The sequence below is a fragment of the Ruegeria sp. BHSC029 genome, assembly GCF_059613085.1.
In genome coordinates, this window is record NZ_JBXWRU010000003.1 from 259,214 (window position 1) to 285,976 (window position 26,763).

The following is a 26,763-nucleotide window of genomic DNA, read 5'->3' on the forward strand; positions in this document are numbered from 1 at the left end:
AGGTAACTGGGTGGAGAAAGTGCACATGGCCGACATTGACTACTTTTTTGCGACACTGTCGCCCTATTCCTATCTCGCCGGGCTACGGCTGGAGGAGATCGCGGCCAAGCACGGCGCCACCATCGACTACAAGCCGGTCGACATCATTGCGCTGTTCGGGCGCACCGGCGGCGTGCCCCCCAAAGACCGCCACCCGTCGCGCATCGAATACCGGGCGCAGGAACTGGTGCGTCAGGCCAAGAAGACGGGCCTGCCGTTCAACCTGCAACCTGCACATTGGCCGACCAACGCAGCGCCGTCCTCATACGCCATCATCGCGGCCATTCAGGATGGGTCGGGCGACGTGGGCAAACTGTGCCATTCGATCCTGCGCGCCTGCTGGGCCGAGGACAAGGACATCGCGCAGGATGACGTGATCCGCGATTGTCTGGCCGGGGCGGGCTTTGATCCGGCGCTGGCCGACAGCGGCCTGCTGGTCGGGGCCGAGACCTATGCCGCCAACCTCGAAGAGGCGGTGGACCGCGGCGTGTTCGGCGCGCCTTTCTACATCACGCAGGACGATCAGCGGTTCTGGGGGCAAGACCGGCTAGAGGATCTGGACGCGCATCTGGCGACGCTCAAGGCATGACCAAGGCCAAGGCCGTTCTGCCGCCCGTTCATGTCCGCACTCTAGGGGCGGGCGCCCGAAAGGTGCTGGCGCTGCATTGCACGATCGCGCATTCCGGTGCGTGGTCGGGGCTGGCCGCCGCCTTGGGAGACCTGGCGACACTGACCGCACCCGACATGCTGTCGCACGGACGCAGCCCGGATTGGGACGGGCAGGGGGATTTTTTTGACCTGACCACGGCGCTGTCCCGTGCGCAGCTGAGCGAACCGATGGACGTGATCGGGCATAGTTTCGGTGCGATGGTCGCCTTGCGGCTGGCCATCGAATACCCGGACCTGGTGCGCAGCGCCGTTCTGATCGAGCCGGTGTTTTTTGCCGTCGCCCACCAGGACGCGCCAGCCCTTGCGGCGCAGCACGCGGCCGAGTCTCAGCCCTACAAGGACGCCCTTGCCGAAGGCGACGCCCCCCGGGCCGCCCGTCTGTTCAACCGCATGTGGGGCACGACCGACCGCAGCCCGCGCTGGCCGGACCTGCCCGAGCGAGCCCGAAATGCGATGATCCGGGGCGTCGGAGTGGTCGGCGCGGTCGAGGGGCCGCTGTTCCGCGACACCACCGGCCTGCTGGCCCCGCAGGCCATGGCGCGGGCCGAAATGCCGATCCTGCTGCTGCATGGATCGGCCTCGCACCCGATCATGGCCGTGGTCAATGCCGGGCTGCGCGCCCGCTTGGCCGACGCGCGGCAGGGCGTTGTCGAGGGGGCAGGGCACATGCTGCCCGTCTCGCACCCCGGCGAAACCGCCACGCAGATCGACGCGTTCTGGCGCGCCTAGAGCAGCGCCAGAAACCGGTCGATTTCCTCGGTCGGTGTCGACCAGTCGCAGACGAACCGGCAGGCCAGCATCTCGTCCTCGTCCGGGCCGTCCAGTGGGTCGCCCCACAGGTGATAGACGGCACCGGCCGCGTGCAGGCGCTTGTGCAGGCTGCGGGGAAAGCTGGCAAAGATGATGTTGGCTTGGGGTTCATGCAGGAACTGCGCACCCGCAGCCCGCAGCCCATCGGCCAGACGCGCGCAATTGGCGTTGGCCTTACGGGCCGAGCGCAGCCACAGATCATCGCGCAGATAGGCCGCCATCTGGGCCGACAGATACCGGTGCTTGGAAAACAGATGCGCCCCGCGCTTGCGGCGCAACTCGAACTCCCAGGCCTTGCTTTCGTCGAAGAAGATCACCGCTTCGACCCCCATCAGCCCGTTCTTGGTGCCGCCAAAGCTTACCGCATCCACGCCCGCCTTCCACGTCATCTCGGCCGGGGAACAATTCAGCGCCACCAGCGCATTGGTGAACCGCGCGCCATCCATGTGGACGGGCAGGCCGAACTCCTTGGCGACCCCGCACAGGGCCCGCAGTTCGGTCAGCGAATAGACCGAGCCCCGCTCGGTCACCTGCGTGATCGACACCGGACCGCGTTGGGGCCCATGCACGCCGCGTGTCTCTTCGGCGGCGATGGTGCGGCGCAGTGCATCCGGCTGCATCTTGTCGCCGCCCGGAACCAGCGTCAGCTTGGCGCCGGTGTAGAATTCGGGCGCGTTGCACTCGTCCTCATGAATATGCGCGACGGGCGAGCAGAATACGGTCTCCCACGGCTGCGACAGGGTCGCCAGAGCCAGCGAGTTTGCCGCCGTTCCGGTCGCCACCAGATAGACAGCCGCCCCGGGCGCCTCGAATATGCCCCGGATCCGGTCGCGTACCTCGTTCATCAGGTCATCGGCGCCGTAAGCCATCTGATAGCCCTGATTGGCCTCGGCCAGCGCGGTCAGAACCTCGGGGTGGACGGGCCCGGAATTGTCAGAGGCGAAATGCATCAGGTTGGCTCCTCGATAATGTAGTCTTCCCACTCTTCCTCGGGCGTCTCGAATTCGGACACGGTAAGCCCTTGAACCGAAACGCCGGCGGCGTGGACGCTGTCGGGCGACCCTGACAGCAACGGGTGCCAATCGTAAAGGGGCTTGCCCTCCCACAACAGGCGGTAGGCGCAGGTCTGAGGCAACCAGTAGGCGTGTTCGTGAATGTTGTCCGGGCGCATGACGATGCATTCCAGTACGAACTGGTGGCGGATGTCATACTGGGTGCATCGGCACGTCGCGTCATCCAGCAGCCGGCAGGCGACACGGGTCAGGGCAACCTCGCCACTGTCCTCGTCTTCAAGCTTGTTCAGACAGCATTTGCCGCAGCCGTCGCACAGGGCTTCCCATTCGCGCGGGTTCATCTTCTGCAGGGGTTTGCGCTCCCAGAAACGCGGGGCCAGCCCGGCGCGGTCGATCGGATCCTTGCTCATGTCGCGGCCAGGATCTTGCGCGCGCGATCGCAGTCTTCGGTCATCTGGGCGATCAGAGCATCGAGGCCGTCAAAGGTCATCTCGGGGCGCAGGAATTCGACCAGACCCACCGAGAGGGTCGCCCCATAAAGATCGCCGGAGAAGTCGAACAGGAAGGTTTCGATATTCGGCACCTCGCCATGGAACATCGGCCGCACCCCGACCGAGGCCGCACCGTGATAGCTGCCGGCATGTGGGCCATCCAGCACGTCGACCAGAACCGCGTAGACGCCGAATTTTGGGGGGTGGATTCCTTCGATCGACATATTGGCCGTGGGAAAGCCCAATTCGCGGCCGCGCTGTTCGCCGCCGATAACCTCGCCTTCGATCCGGTGCCAGTGGCCCAGCATGGCCGCCGCGTCCCGCGGGCGGCCGTCGCTCAGGGCTTGCCGGATCGCGGTGGACGAGACCACGTGATCGGACTGCTGCATCAATGGGGCGATGGTGACACCGAACCCCATCTGCTGGCCGAACTGAACCATGTCCTGCGCCGTGCCGCTGCGGCCTTTGCCGAAACAGAAATCGGCCCCGATCACCACATGGGCCAGACCCAAGCCTTGGCAGATCACGTTGCGGGCGAATTCCTCGGGCGTCAGCCCGGCAAGCGCGGCGTTGAACGGCAGTTCGTACAGTTTCTGCACGCCCAGCTTCTCCAACCGGTGCGCGCGCGCATTGCCCCGCATCAGACGAAAGGGCGGCGCGTCCGGGGCGAAATATTCGCGCGGGTGCGGCTCGAAGGTCAGAACGCCCAAGGGCGCATCGGGGCATGCCTTCCGGGCTAGATCTATCACCGACTGGTGGCCAATATGAACGCCGTCGAAATTCCCGATCGCAACGCTGGCGCCGCGGTCTTCTGGGTCTACAAACTGGAAATCCCGGATGATCTGCATGGGGCTTGCCTAGCGGGACTGTCCGCCGGGTTCAAGCGGCAGTTCCAGACCAGCGCCCAGCAGGGCGTCAAAACCTGCCGTCAGTCGAATTTCCGTGATGGAGCCAAAACCATCGCCTCGCCAACCAGAACCTTCTTGCCGTCTACTGCGCAATGGCAATCCAGCTTGACCCGGCGCTTGGCGAAGTCGATGTCGATCACCTTGACTTCGGCATAGACCATGTCGCCGGGGCGGACCGGTGCAAGGAATTTGAGCGACTGGCCCATGTAGACGGTACCATGGCCCGGAAGCTGTTCACCGATCACGGCCGAGATCAGACCAGCTGTCAGCATCCCGTGGGCGATGCGCCCCTCGAAAATCGTATCGCGGGCATAGTCGTCATCCAGATGCACCGGGTTCCGGTCGGTCGAGACCTGGGCGAACATCTCGATGTCTTCGTCCGTGACCACTTTGCGCAGGTAGCGGGTCATGCCCATTTCGATGTCTTCGATACAGATCGTTCCGCGTGGAAGATTGTCCAACATGTTGCCCTCACTATGCATCGGCCCGGCAACAAAAAATCACCAAAGACCCAAGATTGGCAACTTTATTACTTCGCAACTGCAGAAAATCAAGCGTTTTCTGCCTAGCGCAGACGACCGATCGTGTAGGTTGGGTTGATATTTTCCTTGGAAATATAATCGCTTAAAGCATTCGGATCCGGCTGGTGCGACGTTTTTGTTTCCGATGCGGCCAGACCGCCGCTGATGAACAGGGAATCAATTCCCTCTCCCATGCCGCCGGCTATGTCGGTATGCGGACCGTCGCCGATGGCCAGAATCTCGTCATCCGGCACGTCCGTTCCCAGCGCATGCAGGCGACGCCGGGCCAGATCATAAATGGGCGGGTGTGGTTTGCCGAAATACAGGCTCTCGCCGCCCATTTCGGAATAAAGCTTGGCCAGCGCACCGGCGCACCATTCCCGAACTTCGCCCCGATCGACCACGATATCGGGATTGGCGCACAACAGCTTCAGGCCTTTCTGCTTGGCATACAGGAAGTCCGGGCGGTTCACGGCCGGGTCGGCCATCGGGTCGAACGGGCCACAGCAGACGATCCCCTCGGCCTGGTCCAGCGGCACGCGTTCGATGTGGATCGGATGTTCCAGGATTTTCAGCGGCTCGAAGAAGCCGGCGTCGCGCTCCCACTCACCCATGAAATAGACTTTCTCGCCCACGGCCCCGCGGAACATGGCGGACCGGGCCGAGTCACCACTGGTCGCGATGGTGTCGTAGCAGTCCGCGGGGACGTTGAACTGTTTTAACTGCTCTGCAACCCCGGCACGCGGCTTCGGAGAGTTCGTCACCAACACCACTTTGCCGCCCCGGTCGCGATAGGCCTTCAACGCGGCAACAGCTTCGGGGTAGGCGGTGATGCCGTTGTGGACGCAGCCCCAAAGATCCACGAACAGCGCCTTGTAACGGTCGGAAATCTGGTCAAGCGCGGAGATGATCTGGGTCATGCGGGCCTCGGGCTGTTGAAACGGCGTTGCGCCACCTATGGCAAAGCTGGCCCCGCTTGACCAGAGGTAGCCGGGTGCTGGCCATCATTCCTCGTCGCTCAACTTTTCGACATCCGGGGCCTGTTGCACGGTTTCGGTGCCAAGAATGACCTGCGCGCCGATGCGGGTCTGGTACCGGATGACGGCGAGATAGCCGGGGCCAAGTTCATCCTGCAGAACGTCCACCAGTGACGTTTCCCGTAGGCTCTCGGGCAACAGCCCGGCAACGGACGAGACCTTGAATTGCGCCTCGGGCGGCAGATCTACGATCACCCAGACCTCGGCCCGTTTGCGCTTGGCATTCACGTCGATGCGGATGATCTCGACCGATACCGGGTCCGCCCAGTCGCGGATCGCCTGCGCAACCTCGGCCTCGGTACGGGTTTCCAGGTAACGGTTGTAGGTCGATTTTCCCAACTGGACCACGACGAGGGCCAGGAACGCCATGGTTATGACCACACCGGCAGTAAAGTTGAGCTTGCGCCGGCCCTTGCCGAATGCAACCGACCTTGCGGCATAGACGATATAGACCGCGCAGGCCGACAGAACGATCGCGCCAAGGTTGGTCGCGAACAAAAGACCCGCCTCGTAGGCGTCGGCGGGTTCCCCGAAATACAGCAGGATCCCGGACGCGGATAATGGCGGAACCAGAGACACGCCGATGGCGGCGCCGGGCAGCAGGCTCAGTTCGGCCTTGTTGATCTGAACGTATGCGCCGGCCACGCCGGCCGCGAGCGCCACGATCAGATCTTCGGTGCCCGGGTCGGTGCGGGCCAAGACCTGATCGGGGATCAGGATGCCGCGCGGGACATCGGCAAGATAAACCAGGATCCAGGCCATCATAACGCACAGAACCGCCGCAATGCAGACCGTCAGGGTCAGAACGAAAGCGCGTTTCAGCCAGCCCATGACCATCGCGGCCGCAATGCCCAGAATGGGTGTCATCAGCGGCGCGACCAGCATCGCGGCAATGACCACGGCGCCAGAGTTGCGCAGCAGTCCCATGGTTGCGATCATCACCGAAAGGGTCAGCAGCATGGCAAAGCGCCGCCAATAGGCAAGCCTGTCGCCGCCTTCGAACAGCAGAATGCTGCGTGTCGTGCTGTATTTCCGTGTGACCACCGTGTCCTGATCCACCCTGTCCCTGCGTCTAGCCTAGCAACGATTTGCCATCCGGCAAACCTTTCGACGCGCAAACAAAAAAGGCGCCCGGTGAGGGCGCCTTTCGCTGAACTGTGGGCGGGATCAGACCTTGAGGTTCGGAATGATCTGCTTCTTGCGGCTCATGATGCCCGGCAGAACAACCGTGTCGCCGGACACCGAAGCGCCAAAGCTTTTCTCGGCAACCGATTTGACCAGGTCGTTCGGCACCAACAGGGTGGCCTCTTCGTTTAGGATGTCGACGACGAACAGCAGCACCTGGTCCACACTGTCTTCCTTGGCCACCTCGACCATCGACTGGGCCAAGCTATCCTTGCGGTCAAGCACCACGCCCGGCGCGGTGGTTTCCAGAACGGACACGCGGAACTTGGTACCGTCGACCTCGTATTCCTTGCTGTCCATGCGGATCAGTTCGGCGTCCGAGAAAGACGATACGTCCGATTTCGCGGCGAACATGTCGGCAGCATAGGCCGAAACATCCAGCCCCAGCTCGGCGGCCAGCTTCTCGGCTACTTCGCGGTCATGCGCGGTGGTCGTGGGCGAGCGGAACTCCAGCGTGTCCGACAGGATGCAGGTCAGGGCCGCGCCCTTGACAGCCTCGGGCATCTTGGCGGCGTCGTCGCCCATCAGGTCGATCATGATGGTCGCCGTGCAGGCCAGCGGGCGCACGGTGATGTCGATCGGGCCTTTGGTCTCCAGCCCGCCGACCAGCTTGTGGTGGTCGATGATGGCGCGGATGTCGGCGTTGTTGATATTGGCCGGCAATTCGGCCGGGTTGTTTGTGTCAACGATGACGACGGGCGCATCGGTCTCGACATCCTCGATGATGCGCGGCTTGGGCAGGTCCCAGCGCTGCAGCATGAAGGCAGCTTCGGTGTTGGGTTCGCCCAGCAGGACGGCCTCGGCCTTTTCGCCTTTGACTTCGTTCAGATACCAGGCCCACAGGATCGGCGATCCGGTCGAGTCGGTGTCGGGAGATTTGTGGCCAAATACTTGGGTGGTCATGTCTGTTTCCTGCACATAAGGAGTTTGCGCGCCTTATAGGGTGGTCCATTGGCGTTGTCACCCGGCAGAAACAAGGCTGCGACGGTTGGTCTGACAGAAGCGCTGACCGCTCAGAACTGTGCGCGGCTCAGTTGATATCCGGCGCGTTCCAGCTGTTGCAGAAGTCCATGGTCTCCACCCAGATGACCGGCACCAACCGCGATCACCGCCGCCTGGTTTTCGATGGTCAGGATCGTTTCCATCCAGTTGTCGTTGCGTTGAACCAGAAGCTGGTCCTCGAATGCGGCCCATTCCTGTGCAAACACGTCAGGCGCCAGGCCCGAAGTCTCGCGCCCATATATCTTTGCGAATTGCAGGATTTCTGCGTGCTTCTCCTCGAAATATGCGGTGGCCATCGTCACCATGTGGTCATCGCCGGCGTCAAAGGCATCGACCATGCGCACCAAAGACTGCACCTGCTCTTCAAGCGTGTGGCTGTCGAAGATCGCGATCAGGTCGTCGATCTGTTCCAGAGAGTATTGCGGTTTGCCTTCAGCTTCGGCCAGTTCGGTCAGGCGAGCATCCATTCCCCGGTCTGCGTCTGGCACCTGGAGCATGCAGGGTGGCATACCCAGCATCATCGACAGGAACCAAGGGCGCAGTTTCGCGGCCATCCAACCGGGAATGCCGCGTGCCGAAAGCGCGTTGGAAATCACGGCCCAGTCCTCTTCGCTCATCAGATCGATCAGAGTTGGTCCCGAGTTGATCAGAACCGGGCTGAAATCCTTGGACAGGTCTTGTTCGAAAGCGGACATGTCGGATTGGGTGATCTCGAAGTAAAACGCGTCGGCCTCGCTCAATGTCGGCGCCAACCGCTCGACCACCGGGTCCATTCGCGGATCGTTGACGTGCAATGTGCCAATCAGATGCAAAACAGTGTTGTCCTTCTGTGCAATCCAGTGATTGCCTTCGGGATATGCCATCTGACTGGTGGCCGCGTTCAACTCGGCCCGGGCCTCAGGCGTCATGTCTTGCCGCAAATCGCGCCCGTCACAGGCGGCATTGGCCACAATTGGATGCAGAGCAGCAAGCAGGGCAAAAAGAAACACGCGCATCGAGACCATTCCGATTGTGGCTGAAAGAACTTGGGAACAGATAGCCACGCCCGCCTACCGCGCGCAAGCCGTGTATCCGTATGGCGTTTTTCGGAAAAAACCATAGCATGGCGTCATGAACCGCGAACAGGATCTCTATCCTCCGATCAAGGCGCTATTGCAGCGGCAAGGGTACTCCGTGAAAGGAGAGGTGGGCGCCGCCGACATCGTGGCCGTCAAGCCCGGTTGTGATCCAGTGATCGTTGAATTGAAGCTGAGATTTTCGCTGGCCTTGTTCCATCAGGCCGTGACCCGGTTGAAGGTATCGGATCAGGTCTATGTGGCCGTCTGCAAGCCCACTGGCCGGTCGGCGCGCCGGGCGTTGCGGGACAACCTGTCCCTGTGTCGTCGGTTGGGGCTGGGTTTGATCACCGTTCGTGCGGATGGGCGGGTCGAAGTCCATTGTGACCCTGGACACTATGCGCCGCGAAAGAACAAGGCCAAAGCTGCGCGACTGTTGCGCGAGTTCGAGCGGCTGGAAGGGGACCCGAACTCAGGTGGGGCAACCCGGCACGGAATCGTAACTGCCTATCGGCAGGATGCCCTGAAATGTGCCGCGCATCTGGCCGAACACGGGGCGACCAAAGGTGCTGAGGTCGCCAGTGCCACCGGCGTTGCGGCCGCGACGCGCCTCATGCGCGAAAACCATTATGGCTGGTTCGAAAAGGTGGCAAAGGGCGTCTATGAACTGTCGCCTTCCGGGTCCGAAGGTCTGAAGCATTGGGCTTACAGCTGGGAAGACCCGACCTGACCAGGCCGGCCTCAGGCTGCGCGCGAAAAAAATTCATCACCGATTGTTGACTCGCCGGAAATCACCCCCTAGCTATGCGTCGTTAGCACTCGACCAAGCTGAGTGCTAACGCCCCGCAAGACCGCGGGGGGAGGAAAACAACCTTTGAGCCCAAGGAGCTGCAAAGATGGCATTGAAACCGCTTCATGACCGCGTGCTGGTTCGCCGTACCGAAAGCGAAGAGAAAACCGCAGGCGGCCTGATCATTCCCGACAGCGCAAAAGAAAAGCCCAGCGAAGGCGAAGTCGTTGCAACCGGCGAAGGCGCGCGGAAAGACAGCGGCGAACTGATCGCGATGGCTGTGAAGCCCGGCGACAAGATCCTGTTCGGCAAATGGTCCGGCACCGAGGTCCACGTCGACGGCGAAGAGCTGCTGATGATGAAAGAAAGCGACATCATGGGGATCATCGAGTAACGCGCACGCGCTTGCTCTGATCGTCATTTCAAACACATTTCTCGAGGAGAAAAAGACATGTCTGCAAAGGACGTCAAGTTCGACACCGATGCCCGCAACCGCATGCTGAAGGGTGTGAACATCCTGGCGGATGCTGTGAAGGTGACCCTCGGCCCCAAAGGCCGCAACGTGGTTCTGGACAAATCCTTCGGCGCGCCGCGCATCACCAAAGACGGTGTTTCGGTCGCCAAGGAAATCGAACTGGAAGACAAGTTCGAGAACATGGGCGCGCAAATGGTGAAAGAAGTCGCCAGCCGCACCAATGACGAAGCCGGTGACGGCACCACCACCGCGACCGTTCTGGCTCAGGCCATCGTCAAGGAAGGCCTCAAGCAGGTTGCTGCCGGCCTGAACCCGATGGACCTGAAGCGCGGCATCGACATGGCAACCGCCAAAGTCGTCGAAGAAATCAAGAACGCTGCCCGCGAAGTCAAAGACAGCGACGAAGTCGCGCAGGTTGGTACCATCTCGGCTAACGGCGAAGCTGAAATCGGCCGCCAGATCGCAGACGCGATGCAGAAGGTTGGCAACGAAGGCGTCATCACCGTCGAAGAGAACAAAGGTCTGGAAACCGAGACCGACGTCGTCGAAGGTATGCAGTTCGACCGTGGCTACCTGTCGCCCTACTTCGTCACCAACGCTGACAAGATGGTCGCCGAGCTGGAAGACTGCATGATCCTGCTGCACGAGAAGAAACTCTCGTCGCTGCAGCCGATGGTTCCGCTGCTCGAGCAGGTGATCCAGTCGCAGAAGCCGCTGCTGATCATCGCCGAGGACGTTGAAGGCGAAGCGCTGGCAACTCTGGTTGTCAACAAGCTGCGCGGTGGTCTGAAGATCGCTGCCGTCAAGGCTCCGGGCTTCGGCGATCGCCGCAAGGCAATGCTGCAGGATATCGCAATCCTGACCGGCGGTCAGGTCATCAGCGAAGACCTGGGCATGAAGCTGGAAAACGTCACCATGGACATGCTTGGCACCGCCAAGAAAGTGTCGATCACCAAGGACGAAACCACCATCGTCGACGGTGCTGGCGAGAAGGCCGAGATCGAAGCACGCGTTGCCCAGATCCGTACCCAGATCGAAGAAACCACCAGCGACTACGACCGTGAGAAGCTGCAAGAGCGCGTTGCCAAACTGGCAGGCGGTGTTGCCGTTATCCGCGTCGGTGGCATGACCGAAGTTGAAGTGAAAGAGCGCAAGGACCGTGTGGACGACGCTCTGAACGCAACGCGCGCCGCCGTTCAGGAAGGTGTCGTCGTGGGTGGCGGTGTTGCCCTGGTTCAGGCCGGCAAGGCTCTGGCCGATCTGAAAGGTGTCAACGCCGATCAGGACGCCGGTATCAACATCGTTCGCAAGGCCATCGAAGCGCCGCTGCGTCAGATTGCTGAAAACGCAGGTGTCGACGGTGCCGTCGTTGCCGGCAAGGTGCGCGAGTCCTCGGACACCGCCTTCGGCTTCAACGCTCAGACCGAAGAATATGGCGACATGTTCAAGTTCGGCGTGATCGACCCGGCCAAAGTGGTGCGTACCGCTCTGGAAGACGCAGCCTCGGTTGCAGGTCTGCTGATCACCACCGAAGCCATGGTTGCCGACAAGCCCGCCAAAGAAGGTGCAGGCGCCGGTGCTGGTATGCCCGACATGGGCGGCATGGGCGGCATGATGTAAGACTGTCCGGGTTCGCGTCAGCGAATTCAGGCAACCCGCAAGGGAAAGTCTTACCGAGAATTTCAGCGGGGTCGCCTTCGGGCGGCCCCGTTTTGATTTTTTCAGTGATCCGCGGTGTTTCGGCCGGCGCTGCATGCAATTCTGGGGATCGCCGCAGCCGGTCACACTGAAGCGCAGGAAAGCGGGTGTCCATTGCATGCGGACACGGTATTGGTGAGGCATGCAGCTTTTTCTTCTGACCGCCCTGACAATGTGTGCCTTTGCGGCCAATTCCATCCTGAACCGGTTGGCCGTTGAGAGCGGAGCCAGCGACCCGGCGAGTTTTGCCGTTGTTCGTGTGCTCTGTGGTGCGCTGGTCCTTTGCGCATTGGTCGTGTCGCGGGGTGGCGCTCTGCGGGTGTTCGACAGTCGCCGAGTGATCGGAGCAGGGTCCTTGTCGTTGTACATGGTCGGGTTCTCGGTGGCCTATCTCTCACTTGATGCGGGATTGGGCGCCTTGATCCTGTTTGCGGTGGTCCAGATCACGATGTTTCTGGCCGGCACCCTGACCGGGGCGATCCCGACTTTTCGACAAGTGGCGGGGGCAGCAATTGCAACGGCCGGATTGGCGTGGGTGCTGTGGCCAGGCGCTGAGGCACGTGTGGACCCGGCAGGGGCAGCCTTGATGGCCGCCGCAGGGGTCGGGTGGGCTGCGTATTCGATTGCCGGTCGGTCCGAGCCCGATGCGCTGGCGGGAACGGCCTCGAACTTTGTGGTGGCCCTGCCGGTAACCGCTGGCATTTTGATCGTGGGCGCTCCGGCGTGGAACTTGACCTGGGCGGGTTTGGGTCTGGCGGCCGTATCCGGCGGCGTAACCTCGGGGTTGGGGTACGCCCTGTGGTATCGCCTGCTGCCCCAGTTGGCGCCTGCGGTTGCAGCCGTAGTGCAGCTGAGCGTCCCGGTGATTGCGATCATTGCAGGTGTGGCGCTGCTCGGCGAACAACTGAGCCTGCGGCTGATGGCAGGGGCAGGGTTGGTTGTGGGCGGTATTGCATTGGCAGTTATGCGCGTGAGGCGGCGCTAGGTCTTTCCTCTCTGAAGAATAGCCATTATCTGGCAGCCATGCGGATACTGTTTTTCATATTGCTTTTCCTGATGCCGATCGCCGCGCAGGCAAAATGCGTTGTCCTGCTGCATGGGCTTGCCCGGACCGAAGCATCGTTTTCGGTCATGGAGCAGTTGTTCAAGGTGCACGGGTACACCGTTGTGCGGCCGGGTTATCGCTCGACGGATCTTCCGATTCCGGAACTGGCCGACCGGACCATACCAGAGGCGTTTGCGGCGTGTGGAGATGACACCGTCAACGTTGTCGCGCATTCGATGGGGGGTATCCTGTTGCGCTACTGGCTGCAGGATCACCATCCGCAAAATCTGGGCCGCGTCGTCATGCTTGGTCCGCCCAACCAAGGCAGCCAATTGGTCGATGAACTGGGCGATTGGGAAGTGTTCGGTCTGTTGAACGGCCCCGCCGGCCTGCAGCTGGGTACGGGTCCCGAAGGTATTCCGCGTCGCCTGCCACCGGTCGACTTCGAGCTGGGGGTGATTGCAGGCGAGAACTCCTTGAATCCGGTCTTTTCGTCGCTGGTTGATGGACCGGATGACGGCAAGGTCGCTGTCGAAGAAACCAAAGTCCAGGGCATGACCGACCACATCGTGCTGCCGGTGACGCATACTTTCATGATGAACAACCCGCAGGTCATGGCGCAGGCTTTGCACTTCATCGAGTTCGGTGAGTTCGATCCCAACATAACCTGGCTGGACGGTGTGATGGACATCATTGATGAGATCTGCATCGGAGAGGACTGCGCCGAACCCGCCTCGGAACCCACGCGATGACCGCATTGGAACTGACCTTTTCCGGGGCGCAGGTTCTGCACCCTGATCGCGGACTTGTCGGTAACGATCTCTCAATCGCGGACGGCTTGATCCAGGAGGGCAGCGGTGCGCCGGTCGTTGATCTGAGCGGCTATCTGATCCTGCCGGGCATCATCGACCTGCACGGGGACGGGTTCGAGCGTCACATCGCCCCGCGCCGGGGGGCCATGAAGCAGATGGACGAGGGCATCCGCGCCGCCGAGGCCGAACTGGCAGCCAATGGCATCACCACCGCCGTGCTGGCGCAGTTCTACAGCTGGGAGGGCGGCGTACGCGGCCCAGAGTTCGCCGCCGACGTGTTCCGCGCGATCGCGGCGGTGAAGGGCAGCGTGGTCACCGACCTGATCCCGCAGTTGCGGTTCGAAACCCACCTGCTGGATGACTATGCCGACCTGCCGGGGCGCATCGCCGACTGGCAGGTGCCCTATGTCGTGTTCAACGATCATCTGCCCCATGACCGTCTGGCGCAGGGGCGTACCCCGCCGCGTTTGACCGGGCAGGCGCTCAAGGCTGGTCGCAGCCCCGAGGCGCATCTGAAGATGCTGCAGGACATGCACGCCCGCACCTCCGAGGTGCCAACTGCGCTTGATGCGCTGTGCGCGGCGTTGGCCCAACAAGGCGTGCGTCTGGGCAGCCATGATGACGCCACGGCAGAGGCCCGTTGCCACTGCCGCGCGCGCGGCGTGCATATCGCCGAATTTCCCGAAACGCTCGAAGCGGCCGAGGCGGCCAAGGCCGCGGGCGATCACGTCATTCTGGGCTCGCCCAACGTGGTGCGGGGCGGATCGCACAAGGGCAACGTCAGCGCGCTGGACCTGATCGCCATGGGGCTGTGCGATGCGCTGGCGTCGGATTACCACTATCCCAGCCCGCGCAGGGCGGCGCTGATGTTGATGAAATCGGGGCTGATGGATCTGGCGGGCGCGTGGGCGCTGGTGTCGTCGGGGCCCGCGCGGGTGCTTGGCCTCGGGGACCGCGGGTCGCTGCAACCCGGCAAACGCGCCGATCTGGTCGTTCTGGATGCGGAAACGCAGCGCGTGGCGGCCACCATCGCCGGCGGCCGGGTCAGTTTCCTGTCGGGGGATGTCGCCGGGCGGTTCGTCGCCGCGGCGCGCTAGCGTTTGATCCGGTTGAAATGGCCCATTTTGCGGCCCGGCTTGACCTCGGCCTTGCCATACAGGTGCAGGGCCACGTCGCGCTGTTGCGAAAGCTCGGGCACGCGGTCCATGTCGTCGCCGATCAGGTTCTCCATCACAACATCCGCGTGACGCTGCCCGTCGCCCAGAGGCCAGCCGGCCACGGCGCGGATATGCTGTTCGAACTGATCGACCGCACAGCCGTTTTGCGTCCAGTGGCCCGAGTTGTGAACGCGCGGCGCGATCTCGTTCACGATCAGGCCCTGCGGCGTCACGAACAGTTCGACCCCCATGACGCCGACATAGTCCAGCGCGTTCAGGATATTCGCGGCCAGCAGCACCGCGTCGGTCCGCAGGGCAGGGGACAGGCGCGCGGGCACCGTGGTCGTGTGCAGGATGCCGTCGCGGTGCACGTTTTCGCCGGGGTCGAAGCAGGCCACCTGGCCGTCCAACCCGCGGGCGGCGATGATCGACACCTCGTGGCTGAAATTGACGAAGCCTTCCAGGATCGCGGGTGCGCCCTGCATGTCGGCCAGCGCGGCCTGTGCGTCCTCGGGCGACTTCAGCCGCGCCTGCCCTTTGCCGTCATAGCCGAAGCGGCGGGTCTTGAGGATGGCCGGCGTGCCGATCCGTTCGATGGCGGCCTGCAGACTGTCCAGGTCGGTCACATCGGCAAAGGGTGCGGTGTTCAGGCCCAGGCCTTGCAGGAATGTCTTTTCTGTCAGCCGGTCCTGACTGACCCGCAGCGCCTCGCGTCCCGGGCGGATGGGGCGGTGCGATTCCAGAACGTCCAGCGCCTCGGTCGGGATGTTTTCGAACTCGTAGGTGATGACATCGACCGATTGCGCAAAAGCGGCCAGCGCCTCGGCATCCTCATAAGGTGCGGTGGTTACGCGATGCGCCACCTGGCCCGCCGGCGGGTTGGCGCCCGGCTCGAAGATATGGGTCACAAAGCCCAGCCGCGCCGCGGCCATCGACAGCATCCGCCCCAGCTGGCCGCCGCCCAGAATTCCGATCACCGCGCCGGGCTGCAAGGGGTTACTCATCGCGGGGCTCCTCGGGGATCGAGTCCGACAGCGCCGCGCGCCAGGCGTCCAGCCGGTCGGCCAAGGCTGCGTCCTGCAGGGCCAGAATACCGGCGGCCATCAGGCCGGCATTGGCGCCGCCGGCCGAACCGATGGCCATGGTCGCAACCGGGAAACCCTTGGGCATCTGCACGATGGAATAGAGCGAGTCGACACCGGACAAGGCCCGCGTCTGTACCGGAACGCCGATCACCGGTACCCGCGTCTTGGACGCCATCATCCCCGGCAGATGTGCGGCACCGCCAGCGCCGGCGATGATCACCTGCAGCCCGCGCTGCACGGCGGTCTTGCCGTACTCCCACAAACGATCCGGCGTGCGGTGGGCCGAGACGATCTTGGTCTCGTAGGCCACGCCCAGTTCGTCCAGTATCTCTGCAGCGCCTTTCATGGTGGGCCAGTCCGACTGGCTACCCATGATGATTCCGACTTTGATCTCGCTCATCCGCCCTGTTCCCCGCCTGCTTTAGGAAGCGCGCACTATAGTGAAATCCGCTTGCGTGGCAATGCGGTTGACCGCGCCGGATCAGGCGATGATGTCAGGGGTCAGGCGATCCTCGATCAGCCGGATGATATCCTTCAGGCGCAGCTTCTGTTTCTTGAGCCGCTTCACCGTCAGCTGGTCGGCAGTGCCGGTCGCCTCGAGCGCCTTGATCGCCTCGTCCAGGTCGCGGTGCTGCTGGCGAAACACCTCCAGTTCGACGCGCAGAACCTCGTCGGTTTTCATCGAAATGTCGGTGGGCGCGTTCATGGGCGACTCATGTGTGGCTGGTGGTGCGTGTTACACAAGATAGTGCGTTCAAGTGAATCCGCCTAGACCTTGTGGAGACACACGTTTCATCCCATATTGTCTTGTGCGCAGCTGCCGTTACGGGGCCGCGCATCACGTCGCTTTGACAAAGAAGGACGAGAAAACGTGTCAAAACTTACTCTTGGCTCATACCCGCATCTTCTGGGGTTCGAGCAGCTGGAACGCCTTCTGGAACGGTCTGCAAAGGCCGGAAACGAAGGGTATCCGCCCTACAACATCGAACAGACGTCGGATCATTCCTACCGCATTACCTTGGCCGTAGCCGGGTTTGCCGAGGACGACCTGTCGATCACCATCGAAGATCGGCAACTGGTGATCCGGGGCCGTCAGCGCGACGACAGCGAGGGGCGCGTGTTCCTGCACCGCGGAATCGCGGCCCGTCAGTTCCAGCGCATGTTCGTGCTGGCCGACGGTGTCGAGGTCGGCGAGGCCATCATGGAAAATGGCCTTCTGCATATCGACTTGACCCGCGCCGTGCCGGAAACCGTTGTGCAGACGATCAACATAAGGAAGGGGTAAGCCATGAATACACCGTATGAAATCAACACCGAAGGCAATCGGATCGTCTACGTGAAGGCCGTGAACGTGGCCAACCTGCCGCACGAGGTGCGCACGCAGGTGGGTGATCTGGATCATCTTTATGCCGTTCACGATTCAGATGGGCAGCAACTGGCGCTTGTCGCCGATCGAAAGCTGGCCTTCGTACTGGCGCGTCAGCATGACCTGTCTCCGGTGGCCGTGCACTGACACGGCCACAGACCGATTCAGCGTGACAAGCGGCGCGTGAGGCGTCAAACATGCCACCCGCGGGTTTGCATTCCCGGCACTTTCTGACTGCAGGCACGAGAGGGCGCATGAGTTGGTTCGATTTCGATTGGGTGGATGCCTTCAGCGATACAGCATTCGGCGGAAATGGCTGTGCAGTCGTGCATGGTGGCGCGCATTTGCCGGAAACGGTCTGCACGGCGTTTGTCCGCGAGACGTCTTTGGTCGAATGCACGTTTACCGGCCCATCGGATGTGGCGGAGATTCGAGCGCGGTATTTCCTGGCCAGCCGTGAAATTCCCTTTGCCGGACACCCGACCATTGCGACCGTGGCTGCCATGCGCTCCCGTGGAATGATATCTGGTGACGCACTGACGCTGGAAACCGGAGCAGGGATCGTGTCGATCCAGCTGCATGGCGACCAGATCGAGATGACCCAGATCGCGCCCGAATTCGGCACGCGGGTGCCGGAAGACCTTGTTGCAGCTGCGATCGGCCTACCTGCAAGTGCGATCATTTCGCCGCCGCAGATGGTTTCGACCGGGCTGCCGTTCTGCATTACAGTTCTGCGGGATCACGCAGCCTTGCGCGCGGCACAACTGAATGTGGATGCGCTGCAACGGGTGGCGGGAACTGCCGGATATGCCGGCTCGGACATGGCCGAACCCTTTCTGGTGACCCTGCAGGGGGCCACGGCTCAAGGGGATACGTTCTCGCGTCTGTTGCTGGCGCCGCCCAGCCCACCCGAAGATCCGTTCACCGGCTCCGCCACCGGCGCAATGGCGGCTTACCTGTGGAAATACGGGCTGATGCCGAAAGACAGCTTTGTCGCCGAACAGGGCCACGACATGGGCCGCCCCGGCCAGGCGACCGTAACGCGGGTCGGGCCAGCGGATGCGATGACGGGTATCAAGGTTGCCGGGCGCGGGTTTGTGCTGATGCGCGGACAGGCTGATCTGCCGGATGTGCTGCCATGACAGAACCCGCCATCGCGATCCTGCCCTATGGGCACCGCTTGGGGCCGAAACTGGCCTCGGTTCCGCTAGCAGATCTGAATTGGCCGCTGGGTTGCCCCGAGCGCCTGTCAGGAAAGACCGTTGGTGACCTCGCGCCCTCCGACCACCTGATCATGTATCCCAATTCGACCGTGCATCTGCGCCTGCGACGCGGCACGCGGGCTCGGATATCGCTGATGATGGGCGAGCCATCGGCCATACATGGCAAGCACGATCGGATGCTGCGCTGGACCTGGCGCCGGTTTTTCCGGGTTTTCACCTTTCACGACGTATTGCTGAACAGCCTGCCCAACGCGGTTTTCCTGCCCTACGGCGTGACCCAAGTTCCCGAGTGGCAGGATCTGAGCGTCGTCAAGACGCGGTCATGTTCGCTGATCGCGTCGGCGAAGCGCGATCTGGAGGGGCACCAGCTGAGGCACAGGCTGATCGATTGGGCCCGCGACACAGGCGCTGACATCGACATCATGGGCCGCGGCTATCAGCCGTTCGAGAACAAGTCAGACGGGTTGGCACTTTATCGTTATTCGGTCGTCATCGAAAACGTGCGCGAGAGGAACTACTTCTCGGAGAAGCTGATCGACGCCGTTCTGTGTTCGACAGTCCCGATCTATTGGGGGTGCCCCAATATCGGAGACTTCCTCGATACCAAGGGGATGATCCTGTGCGAAACCGAGGCGGACATCCAGCAGGCCGTGCAAAAGCTGTCGGTGGAAGACTATGAAAAACGCCTGCCGTATCTGCGGGCGATGCAGCCGCAGGCCGCCATCTATGGAGAGTTCGAACTGAGGGCTGCCGAGGCCCTGCGGGATCAGCTTTCAGCAGGCTGACTGTGCCGCACGCGCGCTTTGGCTGTGCCGGCGTGGGTCAGTGCCGCGAGACACGTTCCAGGTAATCGATCGCGTCCTGCAATTCCTCAAGAATGTCGTACCAGCCATCCACGTCATTCAGCCGGCGGAACTCGGCTTTGACCGAGTCGTGGTGCATCATGTCCTTGGCCTCTTTGAGGCTGTCGCGCGCCGAGTCTGGCTCCATGTTGCCGGCTGCGGTCTTGGCCGCATCGATGACCTCAAGGATCTGACGAAGACGGGTCGTGCCGGGCGTCGGCGGAACCGGTGGTACTACAAGCCCCAAAGGGTGATCCTGGGGCGGCGGCTGCAGTGTATCCAGCGCCTTTTGAATCTTGGCTTTGATCTTGTCGCATTCCTTCACCCAATCCGCGTAGGTGCGGATCGATTTCAGAAGGTCCAGCAGCCAGTCTATGGGGATAAATGGTGTCAGGCCCCCTGCCATAGCCGGCGAAGCCATCAACGCCGGAAGTTGCAACCGGGAAAACTGGGCGATCTTGTAGTCGGCAATTACCGCTGCGCGGTTGTCTCCCGCAAACATGGCTCCGCCATCGTCGGTATTTTTCTGAGTTGCCATATGTTCACCCTCCCAAAGGATGCAGACAAATTATGTCTGCTCAAAATATGCGAAATAGTAGCATTTTTTGGATGAAACGTCGAACGACCGCCAATCTTCGCGGATGGAAGGGGGGTGTTCAAAGCAGTGTTCTGGAAATGAAAGACCCCCGGAGATGTCTCCGGGGGTCAGTGTTTACAGCAACTAGCTGTGGCTCAGGATCCGGCAATCAATCCCATGCTTTCCAGCTTCAGCAGAACCTGATGGGCACAGTTGTCCACGTCCACATTCTCGGTCTCGACGCGCAGTTCCGGGTTTTCCGGCACGTCGTAAGGGTCCGAAATACCAGTGAACTCTTTGATCTTGCCTTCACGCGCCAGCTTGTACAGGCCCTTGCGGTCGCGGCGCTCGCATTCCTCGATGCTGGTGGCCACGTGTACCTCGCAGAAGGCGCCGAATTGCTCAATCTCCTCGCGTACGGCGCGGCGGGTGGTGGCGTAGGGCGCGATCGGGGCACAGATGGCGATACCACCATTCTTGGTGATCTCGGAGGCCACATATCCGATGCGGCGGATGTTCAGGTCCCGGTGTTCCTTCGAGAAGCCCAGTTCCGAGCTGAGGTTCTTGCGGACAATGTCACCGTCCAGCAACGTGACGGGACGGCCGCCCATCTCCATCAGCTTGACCATCAGAGCGTTGGCGATGGTCGATTTGCCCGAGCCCGAGAATCCGGTGAAGAAGACGGTAAAGCCCTGCTGGCTGCGCGGCGGATAGCGGCGGCGCAGTTGCTCGACCACCTCGGGGAACGAGAACCACTCGGGGATCTCAAGCCCCTCGCGCAGACGGCGGCGCAGTTCGGTGCCCGAGATGTTCAGGATCGTGACGTTGTCGCGGTCCTCGATCTCGTCCGCGGGTTCGTACTGGGCGCGTTCCTGCACATAGACCATGTGTTTGAAATCGACCATCTCGATGCCGATCTCGTCCTGGAATTTGCGGAACAGGTCCTGGGCGTCATAGGGGCCGTAGAAATCTTCGCCCTGGCTGTTCTTGCCGGGGCCGGCATGGTCGCGGCCGACGATGAAGTGGGTGCAGCCGTGGTTTTTGCGGATCAGGCCGTGCCAGACCGCTTCGCGCGGGCCGGCCATGCGCATCGCCAGGTTCAGCAGGCTCATGGTGGTGGTCGAGGCCGGGTATTTGTCCAGCACCGCCTCATAGCAGCGCACGCGGGTGAAGTGATCGACATCACCGGGCTTGGTCATGCCCACAACCGGGTGGATCAGCAGGTTGGCCTGCGCCTCACGCGCGGCGCGGAAAGTCAGTTCCTGGTGCGCGCGGTGCAGCGGGTTGCGGGTCTGGAAAGCCACGATGCGGCGCCAACCGACCTTGCGGAAATAAGCGCGCAACTCGTTCGGGGTGTCGCGGCGCGCCTTGAAATCATAATGCACCGGCGGCTGGATGCCGGTCACGGGGCCGCCCAGATAAACCTTGCCTGCCACGTTGTGCAGGTAGTTCACGGCCGGATGCGCATCATCATCGGCACCGAACACCTTCTCGGCCTCACGCGATTTGTCCGGGGTCCAGCGGTCGGTAACGGTCATGGTCGCCAGGATCACGCCTTCCTGGTCGCGCAGCGCAATGTCCTGACCCAGTTCGATCTGATCGGCGAAATCTTCGTTCACATCCAGTGTGATCGGCATCGGCCAAAGGCTTCCGTCGGCCAAGCGCATGTTTTCGACGACGCTGTCATAGTCTTCCTGACTCAGAAAGCCCTTTAGCGGGTTGAACCCGCCATTCATCAGCAATTCCAGATCACAGATCTGGCGCGGGGTCAGGTCCCAGCTGGTCAGGTCGGCGGCTTCGACTTTCAGCTTTTGGGCGGACTCATAGGAAACATACAGTTCTGGGATCGGAGCCAGGTTACTCAACATCGTCATCGCAATACTCTTGAGGCAGTGTGGTCAGTCAGTGATTCAGGTGCATTTCCGGGCCATGTGCCCCGGTCGTCAGTCGAAGTCCATATACATTCATGAAACAAAGGAGGATATGCGCGGTTTTTCCCCGGAATGGAAGGTTTTTCCGGGCCGGAACCGAAAAAGCGACGAAAATCCCACCGGATGGGGACAATATCGTCAACCGGCGGCGATCTGTTCTGGTGAGGTCAGAAGTTGGTCCAGATCCAGAGCACGCTCGACCGGCAGGGCAGGGACGGGCTCGGTTACGCCCCGGAGCTGGAACAGACGCAGGTCAAGGCCATCGGTCTCAAACCCGGCCGCGCGCAGCACGGCTTCCGAGACCAAAAGCTCGGCCCCGAGCGCCTTGGTTTCTCCTTCCAGCCGACTGGCGACGTTCACGGCGTCACCGATGATGGTCCGCGCGGCGTGGCCGGCAGCGCCGATCTCTCCCAACACAAGGTCGCCCAGGTGCAGGCCCATGCCGATGCGGATCTCGGGGCTGTTTTCCTGGGACAGCTGCTGGTTGAACTGCGCAAGCGCATGACTGATTTCGATCGCAGCTTTCAGGGCAGAACGGGCCGAGCTGGACGTGTCGGGTGTTTCGAACACGGCCAAAAGGCCATCGCCCATGTATTTGTCGACGACCCCGCCGTCTGCGGTAATGGCTGGAACAATGGCGTCAAAGAACCGGTTCAGCAGGAACACGATGTCATAGGGCAGTTGCCCCGTTGTGCGCGCGGTAAACCCGCGCATGTCCAGAAAAAGCACGGCCAGTTTTCGCTCTTGCCCCTGGCTGGCATGCGCCCTCTGGCGTCCACCATCCGGCCGGAAAACACGGAAAACCGTCAAGGGGCTAGAGGGGCGGACCTGGCAGGCAAGGCGCGTGCGCTGTGTGGCCCCCACGGCTTTCAGGCTGCGGGCTTCGACCTCGCTGGGCGGTGGCAGTGACTCGGCGCCATCCTCGACGATGACGCGGCAGGTCGTGCAGCGCCCCCGGCCGCCGCACAGTGCAGTATGCGGAATACCGTTGGCTTGTGACATCTCAAGCAGCGTCATGCCTTTCTCTGAGGTCACTTCTGGCCCATCGACATATCTGACGCGCACCGAGTGTCGTCTGCGCCAAAGCTTGCCTCCGAAATGGAACGCAAGAGCTGCACCAAGCGCGATCCAGAAGGCCATCAAGGCGTTGTCCTTGACGCTGAACAAAACCTGGAACTCTTCGGGGCCGGGCCAGTTGTAATGCTCGATATACTGTTCGCGTAGATCCGGATCCGCAAAATCCATCCAGATGCGCCGCCCTTCGGTCAGCAAACCGGCCAGGGCAAAGCTTGGGATGAAGACGGCAACTCCGATCAGATAGGGTACGGTTTGGCGCCACCACGAAGTCAGTCGCAGCCAGATATGCAGTCCGATGCACCCGTGTATCCAGACGATCAGCATCAGCAGACTTTGCATCCAGATGGCCGAATTTGGCCACATCAGAATGATGATGTAGCCCATCTCGTCATTCACGTCGAAAACCTGATGCGCATAGCGTGTCTGTACGATGTGCGAAATCAGTTGCAGCGGAATGAGAAGGCCAAGAACGATCTGCAGGCCCGTATGAAAGGGCATTCGCAGGGTTCGGCGCTGGGCGATCGACACCAATGCCAGACCCGCATGTACGATCAGGGCAAGATACAGGACAGCGCTGCCAATCGAATGGCGCGTGACCGTTTTCCGAGAGTCCTGCATGTCATGCAGGTAGTCGGTGTGAAACAGCCCCAACCCGATATTGATGAAGTGGAAGAAAGCAAAGACAAACAGCACAAGACCACTGATGATCCTGAGACGGGTCGCCCAACTGCCCTGCCAAAGGGGGGTGTTCAAAAGATCACCTGAAATCTGCCGCGCTCGGGGCAAGTCTGCGTTGCCGCGCAGTGCGGGTCAAGGTGCCAGAGGAGGGCGGTACGCAGCGCCGAAGGCGCTGCGCGTCGCGGTCATTCCTGTTCGGCAAGGAACCGTTCGGCATCCAGCGCCGCCATGCAGCCCATTCCGGCCGAGGTCACCGCCTGCCGGTACACATGGTCGGTCAGGTCACCGGCCGCGAACACGCCGGGGATCGAGGTCTGCGTGGTGCCGGGTTTGGTTTTGACATAGCCGCCCATGTGGGTTTCCAGCACGTCCTTGACCAGTTCGTTGGCAGGTGCGTGGCCGATGGCGACGAACACGCCCTTGCAGGGGATCTCGGTGATTTCGCCCGTCTTCACGTTCTTCACCCGCACGCCTTCGACGCCCAGCGGGTTATCGGTGCCAATCACTTCCTCCAGCTGGTGGAACCAAAGCGGCTCGATCTTGTCGTTCTTGAATAGGCGCTCCTGCAGGATCTTCTCGGCGCGCAGCTCGTCCCGGCGGTGGATCAGCGTGACCTTGCTGGCGAAATTGGTCAGGAACAGCGCTTCTTCCACGGCGGTGTTGCCGCCGCCGATCACCACGATCTCCTGTCCGCGATAGAAGAACCCGTCACAGGTGGCGCAGGCCGAAACGCCGAAGCCCTTGAATTTCTCTTCCGACGGCAGCCCCAGCCATTTGGCGCGTGCGCCGGTCGCCAGGATGACCGCGTCCGCAGTGTAGACGGAGCCGCTGTCGCCTTTGGCGGTGAAAGGACGCTTGGACAGGTCAAGGTCGTTGATGATGTCGCCGATCACCTCGCAACCCATGGCCTTGGCGTGGTCCTGCATGCGCACCATCAGGTCGGGGCCTTGAACTTCGGTGTCGCCAGGCCAGTTTTCGACCTCGGTGGTGGTGGTCAGCTGGCCGCCCGGTTCGATGCCCTGCACCAGAATCGGGTTCAACATCGCGCGGCTGGCATAGACGCCCGCGGTGTATCCGGCAGGCCCCGATCCGATGATCAGAACCTTGGTGTGTCGTGTCTCGGCCATGGAACCCCCACTCGATTATTGCCTGAGCGCCGTCGTGGGCGCCGGGCTTCGATATAGCGACAGCATCGATCGGCTTAAAGCCCCTTCGTCTCACGCGTCCGTCATGTGGTTCCAAGGTGCCGGCTTGCCTGATAGACAGACAAAGATTATTGCGCTGGTGCGAAAGAATATTGCGCATGGCACCTGCGCTGATATAAGAACCGAAAATTTCAGGAGCACCGCATGGTCACGACACGGCTGGACGAGATCGACCGAAAGATCCTTGCAGAACTGCAGGCAGACGGACGAATGACCAATGTCGAGCTCGCAAAACGTGTCGGAATCTCGGCCCCACCCTGCCTGCGGCGCGTGCGCACGTTGGAGGAGGCTGGCTTTATCCGAGGATACCACGCCGAGGTCAACGCCCGGGAACTGGGGTTCGAAGTTCAGGTCTTTGCGATGGTAGGCCTTGAAAGCCAGGCCGAAGCGGAACTGCGGGCGTTCGAAGACCGCTGCCGAGACTGGCCCTTGGTCCGGGAATGCCACATGCTGAACGGCGAGGTCGACTTCATCCTGAAATGCGTCGCCCCCGACCTCAGCAGTTTTCAACAGTTCCTGACGGGTGAGTTGCTGACCACGCCGAACGTGGCCAGCGTCAAGACTTCGCTTGTCATCCGCGGTGCAAAAGACGAACCCGGCGTGCCGTTCGACGTATTGGAAGAACGGATGAACCGGACGGCGTAACGCCGGCGCGTCTGGTTTGCGATGCGCATGGCGGCAGCACCGCCACGATGGCCAGAGAAATGGCCCAACTCAATAAAATCTGCATGTTGCCCCCCAAAATGCAGTGGTGATGGTTAAAGCTGTCACGCCGTGATGGCGTCGATCTCGCCCTCCCCGGCACGCGCCATGAGCAGCGGACCGAAATCGTGCAACGAATGGATATGCGCGAACAGGTTCAGGTAGATCGAGCGCAGCGAGTGGCTCATCATCCGGACCGCGTTCACGCCGGGATGATAGGTTTCGAACTGCAGCCCATCGACATTGATAACCGCGTGGCGCTCCAGGCAGATATGGAACAGCTCGACCGGAGTGGGCGGCTGCGTTTCAATCACGGACATGCCGTCCTGAAATTCGGCAACGGGTGTCAGCATCGGCTGGCCACCTCCAAGATGCCGCAGATGCGCCGGCGTCGCCAGCAAGCGGGCTGCGGGGCCGGCAATGACGCCGGACAATGGTTTTTGCATGCCGAACGTGTCTGCCATAATGCGGGTCAATGGGCGTGTCCGCCCGCGCGAGTCCTCGCGGCCAGGTACCAGAGTGACCGAGCCTTTCCACAAAACCTTTTCGGATGCGCCGGTCTGGGTCAGGACCGTGTCGCCCGGCATCAGGTCCTCGATGGCGACCGGGCCGTGTTCCGTCTCGACCAGAGACCCACGTGTAAAGGCGCAGAACGCGTCTTCGAAAACGGGCAGCGCCGGTGCGATGTGGCGTGTCTGCGAAACTTCCCCGTTTTTCAGCAGCGCACTCACCTCGTATCGACGCAGTTGCGCCTTCTGTTTGGTGCCTGGACGCGGTGCTTCGCGCAGCAATGCCGAAGTGTCGAGGGCATTCTGCGCGGCACGTGCCAGTGAATTTGGAATAGTCATATTATTCCGTTCCTTCCAATACGCCGAACAGGCGGGAAACATCCCCGTGGAGGCCCGCCTGACAGCTTGATTCTTTGTCTTGAAAAAAGTGCGCCACCTCCACGCGGGTACCGACATGGCCGCGCATGGCGAATGGATTTCGCATTCGTTTGGTCAACACAATGACCCCCCAGACAAACTCGTACACTGCGAACGTAATTGTCCGCACACAAACGCCCTGAAAAACGTCGGCTGCGAATACCAGCCTCGGTTCACGCACCGGCCCAGAGCAGCTTCCGGTGCGCGTCTTGCCCTGTTGAGGCCGGCAGCTGGCCCCAGAGGGATTTCGTATCAGCGTCGCGCGGCCAACCGGCGCACGACCCTTGCAGAGTGACTGGAAACCCGCTTCCAGGGCATTTCCGGTTGTTGGTCCCTAGTGGCCGCGACAACGGCGCGAAGAAAGCGAGATTTCAACTTCATATTCATGTCCTGCTCGAAGTTCGGGCCTAAGCCCTTTTCCCTTTGTAAAGCCAATGTGACGCG

The 26,763-nt window shown here is 61.7% G+C and carries 29 protein-coding genes; 13 read left to right on the plus strand and 16 right to left on the minus strand.

The genetic code is table 11. The features are described from left to right. Positions 1–25: 25 nt before the first annotated feature. Both AC2FML_RS08300 and AC2FML_RS08305 read left to right on the plus strand, forming a co-directional pair. Positions 26–628: a 2-hydroxychromene-2-carboxylate isomerase gene (locus AC2FML_RS08300; protein ID WP_496782751.1), complete on the plus strand. Its 603-nt coding sequence runs from the start codon at positions 26–28 to the stop codon at positions 626–628. Continuing rightward, a complete protein-coding gene (locus AC2FML_RS08305; RefSeq protein ID WP_170440553.1) occupies positions 625–1,437 on the plus strand; it encodes an alpha/beta fold hydrolase in 813 nt (270 codons plus the stop codon). The genes AC2FML_RS08300 and AC2FML_RS08305 overlap by 4 nt, the downstream gene beginning before the upstream one ends. Here AC2FML_RS08305 and AC2FML_RS08310 read toward each other — a convergent pair. The 8 genes from AC2FML_RS08310 to AC2FML_RS08345 all read right to left on the minus strand — a co-directional run bounded on the left by AC2FML_RS08310 (position 1,434) and on the right by AC2FML_RS08345 (position 8,670). After that, complete coding sequence (locus AC2FML_RS08310; RefSeq protein WP_170440555.1) at positions 1,434–2,468, minus strand: threonine aldolase family protein; 1,035 nt, start codon at positions 2,466–2,468, stop codon at positions 1,434–1,436. The two genes, AC2FML_RS08305 and AC2FML_RS08310, sit on opposite strands and share 4 nt — an antisense overlap. Continuing rightward, positions 2,468–2,941 (minus strand): YcgN family cysteine cluster protein, encoded by a 474-nt coding sequence (locus AC2FML_RS08315; protein WP_496782753.1) that lies wholly within the window; start codon positions 2,939–2,941, stop codon positions 2,468–2,470. The genes AC2FML_RS08310 and AC2FML_RS08315 overlap by 1 nt, the downstream gene beginning before the upstream one ends. Continuing rightward, positions 2,938–3,870 carry a bifunctional riboflavin kinase/FAD synthetase gene (locus AC2FML_RS08320; RefSeq protein WP_170441627.1) on the minus strand — a complete coding sequence of 311 codons (933 nt, stop codon included), beginning with the start codon at positions 3,868–3,870 and terminating at the stop codon, positions 2,938–2,940. Before AC2FML_RS08320 ends, AC2FML_RS08315 begins: the two co-directional genes overlap by 4 nt. An 80-nt stretch (positions 3,871–3,950) precedes the next feature. Further along, positions 3,951–4,394, minus strand: a complete 444-nt coding sequence (locus AC2FML_RS08325) for a MaoC family dehydratase (protein ID WP_093964645.1) — start codon at positions 4,392–4,394, stop codon at positions 3,951–3,953. A 101-nt stretch (positions 4,395–4,495) separates the two neighbouring features. After that, positions 4,496–5,371 carry a TIGR01459 family HAD-type hydrolase gene (locus AC2FML_RS08330; protein ID WP_170357129.1) on the minus strand — a complete coding sequence of 292 codons (876 nt, stop codon included), beginning with the start codon at positions 5,369–5,371 and terminating at the stop codon, positions 4,496–4,498. Between the two features lie 84 nt (positions 5,372–5,455). Continuing rightward, on the minus strand, positions 5,456–6,547 hold the full coding sequence (locus AC2FML_RS08335; protein WP_170357130.1) for a DUF389 domain-containing protein: 1,092 nt from the start codon (positions 6,545–6,547) through the stop codon (positions 5,456–5,458). A 108-nt stretch (positions 6,548–6,655) separates the two neighbouring features. Further along, positions 6,656–7,576, minus strand: coding sequence for a manganese-dependent inorganic pyrophosphatase (locus tag AC2FML_RS08340; RefSeq protein ID WP_170357131.1), 921 nt, complete (start codon positions 7,574–7,576; stop codon positions 6,656–6,658). A 110-nt stretch (positions 7,577–7,686) separates the two neighbouring features. Beyond that, complete coding sequence (locus tag AC2FML_RS08345) at positions 7,687–8,670, minus strand: TraB/GumN family protein (protein ID WP_496782755.1); 984 nt, start codon at positions 8,668–8,670, stop codon at positions 7,687–7,689. 115 nt (positions 8,671–8,785) lie between these two features. Here AC2FML_RS08345 and AC2FML_RS08350 point away from each other — a divergent pair, with 115 nt between their 5' ends. The 6 genes from AC2FML_RS08350 (at position 8,786) to AC2FML_RS08375 (ending at position 14,647) form a co-directional block, all read left to right on the plus strand. After that, positions 8,786–9,460 carry a DUF2161 domain-containing phosphodiesterase gene (locus AC2FML_RS08350; RefSeq protein WP_170441639.1) on the plus strand — a complete coding sequence of 225 codons (675 nt, stop codon included), beginning with the start codon at positions 8,786–8,788 and terminating at the stop codon, positions 9,458–9,460. 166 nt (positions 9,461–9,626) lie between these two features. Then, positions 9,627–9,914: a co-chaperone GroES gene (gene groES, locus AC2FML_RS08355; RefSeq protein WP_093964650.1), complete on the plus strand. Its 288-nt coding sequence runs from the start codon at positions 9,627–9,629 to the stop codon at positions 9,912–9,914. Positions 9,915–9,971: 57 nt separating this feature from the next. Beyond that, positions 9,972–11,615 carry a chaperonin GroEL gene (gene groL / locus AC2FML_RS08360; RefSeq protein WP_170339978.1) on the plus strand — a complete coding sequence of 548 codons (1,644 nt, stop codon included), beginning with the start codon at positions 9,972–9,974 and terminating at the stop codon, positions 11,613–11,615. 220 nt (positions 11,616–11,835) lie between these two features. Continuing rightward, positions 11,836–12,678, plus strand: a complete 843-nt coding sequence (locus AC2FML_RS08365; protein ID WP_496782757.1) for a DMT family transporter — start codon at positions 11,836–11,838, stop codon at positions 12,676–12,678. Positions 12,679–12,716: 38 nt separating this feature from the next. Continuing rightward, entirely contained in the window at positions 12,717–13,490 is a 774-nt protein-coding gene (locus AC2FML_RS08370; RefSeq protein ID WP_170340560.1) for an alpha/beta fold hydrolase, read from the plus strand. Beyond that, positions 13,487–14,647 (plus strand): alpha-D-ribose 1-methylphosphonate 5-triphosphate diphosphatase, encoded by a 1,161-nt coding sequence (locus AC2FML_RS08375; RefSeq protein ID WP_170390895.1) that lies wholly within the window; start codon positions 13,487–13,489, stop codon positions 14,645–14,647. The genes AC2FML_RS08370 and AC2FML_RS08375 overlap by 4 nt, the downstream gene beginning before the upstream one ends. On the opposite strand, the gene AC2FML_RS08380 is transcribed toward AC2FML_RS08375, so the two are convergent. The 3 genes from AC2FML_RS08380 to AC2FML_RS08390 all read right to left on the minus strand — a co-directional run bounded on the left by AC2FML_RS08380 (position 14,644) and on the right by AC2FML_RS08390 (position 16,498). Further along, complete coding sequence (locus AC2FML_RS08380; RefSeq protein WP_496782759.1) at positions 14,644–15,711, minus strand: 5-(carboxyamino)imidazole ribonucleotide synthase; 1,068 nt, start codon at positions 15,709–15,711, stop codon at positions 14,644–14,646. The genes AC2FML_RS08375 and AC2FML_RS08380 overlap by 4 nt on opposite strands. After that, positions 15,704–16,192: a 5-(carboxyamino)imidazole ribonucleotide mutase gene (gene purE / locus AC2FML_RS08385; RefSeq protein ID WP_480695658.1), complete on the minus strand. Its 489-nt coding sequence runs from the start codon at positions 16,190–16,192 to the stop codon at positions 15,704–15,706. The genes AC2FML_RS08380 and purE overlap by 8 nt, the downstream gene beginning before the upstream one ends. Before the next feature lie 81 nt (positions 16,193–16,273). Then, a complete protein-coding gene (locus tag AC2FML_RS08390) occupies positions 16,274–16,498 on the minus strand; it encodes a YdcH family protein (RefSeq protein ID WP_005981552.1) in 225 nt (74 codons plus the stop codon). Between the two features lie 165 nt (positions 16,499–16,663). Here AC2FML_RS08390 and AC2FML_RS08395 point away from each other — a divergent pair, with 165 nt between their 5' ends. The 4 genes from AC2FML_RS08395 to AC2FML_RS08410 all read left to right on the plus strand — a co-directional run bounded on the left by AC2FML_RS08395 (position 16,664) and on the right by AC2FML_RS08410 (position 19,166). Then, on the plus strand, positions 16,664–17,077 hold the full coding sequence (locus tag AC2FML_RS08395) for an Hsp20 family protein (RefSeq protein ID WP_093964658.1): 414 nt from the start codon (positions 16,664–16,666) through the stop codon (positions 17,075–17,077). A 3-nt stretch (positions 17,078–17,080) separates the two neighbouring features. Then, positions 17,081–17,305 (plus strand): DUF1150 family protein, encoded by a 225-nt coding sequence (locus tag AC2FML_RS08400; RefSeq protein WP_093964659.1) that lies wholly within the window; start codon positions 17,081–17,083, stop codon positions 17,303–17,305. Positions 17,306–17,412: 107 nt separating this feature from the next. Beyond that, positions 17,413–18,300 carry a PhzF family phenazine biosynthesis protein gene (locus AC2FML_RS08405; RefSeq protein WP_496782761.1) on the plus strand — a complete coding sequence of 296 codons (888 nt, stop codon included), beginning with the start codon at positions 17,413–17,415 and terminating at the stop codon, positions 18,298–18,300. Continuing rightward, the gene (locus AC2FML_RS08410; RefSeq protein ID WP_496782762.1) at positions 18,297–19,166 is read left to right on the plus strand and encodes a hypothetical protein; all 870 of its coding nucleotides are present in this window, start codon (positions 18,297–18,299) and stop codon (positions 19,164–19,166) included. The genes AC2FML_RS08405 and AC2FML_RS08410 overlap by 4 nt, the downstream gene beginning before the upstream one ends. A gap of 37 nt (positions 19,167–19,203) precedes the next feature. Here the strand turns inward: AC2FML_RS08410 and AC2FML_RS08415 are convergent, their stop codons facing one another. The 4 genes from AC2FML_RS08415 to trxB all read right to left on the minus strand — a co-directional run bounded on the left by AC2FML_RS08415 (position 19,204) and on the right by trxB (position 24,613). Beyond that, positions 19,204–19,761 (minus strand): hypothetical protein, encoded by a 558-nt coding sequence (locus AC2FML_RS08415; protein ID WP_170340578.1) that lies wholly within the window; start codon positions 19,759–19,761, stop codon positions 19,204–19,206. Between the two features lie 194 nt (positions 19,762–19,955). Next, complete coding sequence (locus tag AC2FML_RS08420; RefSeq protein ID WP_170340581.1) at positions 19,956–21,674, minus strand: bifunctional sulfate adenylyltransferase/adenylylsulfate kinase; 1,719 nt, start codon at positions 21,672–21,674, stop codon at positions 19,956–19,958. A gap of 195 nt (positions 21,675–21,869) precedes the next feature. Further along, complete coding sequence (locus AC2FML_RS08425) at positions 21,870–23,561, minus strand: adenylate/guanylate cyclase domain-containing protein (protein ID WP_496782763.1); 1,692 nt, start codon at positions 23,559–23,561, stop codon at positions 21,870–21,872. A 110-nt stretch (positions 23,562–23,671) separates the two neighbouring features. Continuing rightward, positions 23,672–24,613 (minus strand): thioredoxin-disulfide reductase, encoded by a 942-nt coding sequence (gene trxB / locus AC2FML_RS08430; RefSeq protein ID WP_496782765.1) that lies wholly within the window; start codon positions 24,611–24,613, stop codon positions 23,672–23,674. A gap of 222 nt (positions 24,614–24,835) precedes the next feature. Between trxB and AC2FML_RS08435 the strand changes: the two genes are divergently transcribed. After that, the gene (locus AC2FML_RS08435; RefSeq protein ID WP_093964666.1) at positions 24,836–25,336 is read left to right on the plus strand and encodes an Lrp/AsnC family transcriptional regulator; all 501 of its coding nucleotides are present in this window, start codon (positions 24,836–24,838) and stop codon (positions 25,334–25,336) included. Positions 25,337–25,458: 122 nt separating this feature from the next. Here the strand turns inward: AC2FML_RS08435 and AC2FML_RS08440 are convergent, their stop codons facing one another. Next, entirely contained in the window at positions 25,459–26,241 is a 783-nt protein-coding gene (locus tag AC2FML_RS08440; RefSeq protein WP_170357143.1) for a Hint domain-containing protein, read from the minus strand. Positions 26,242–26,763: the final 522 nt, after the last annotated feature.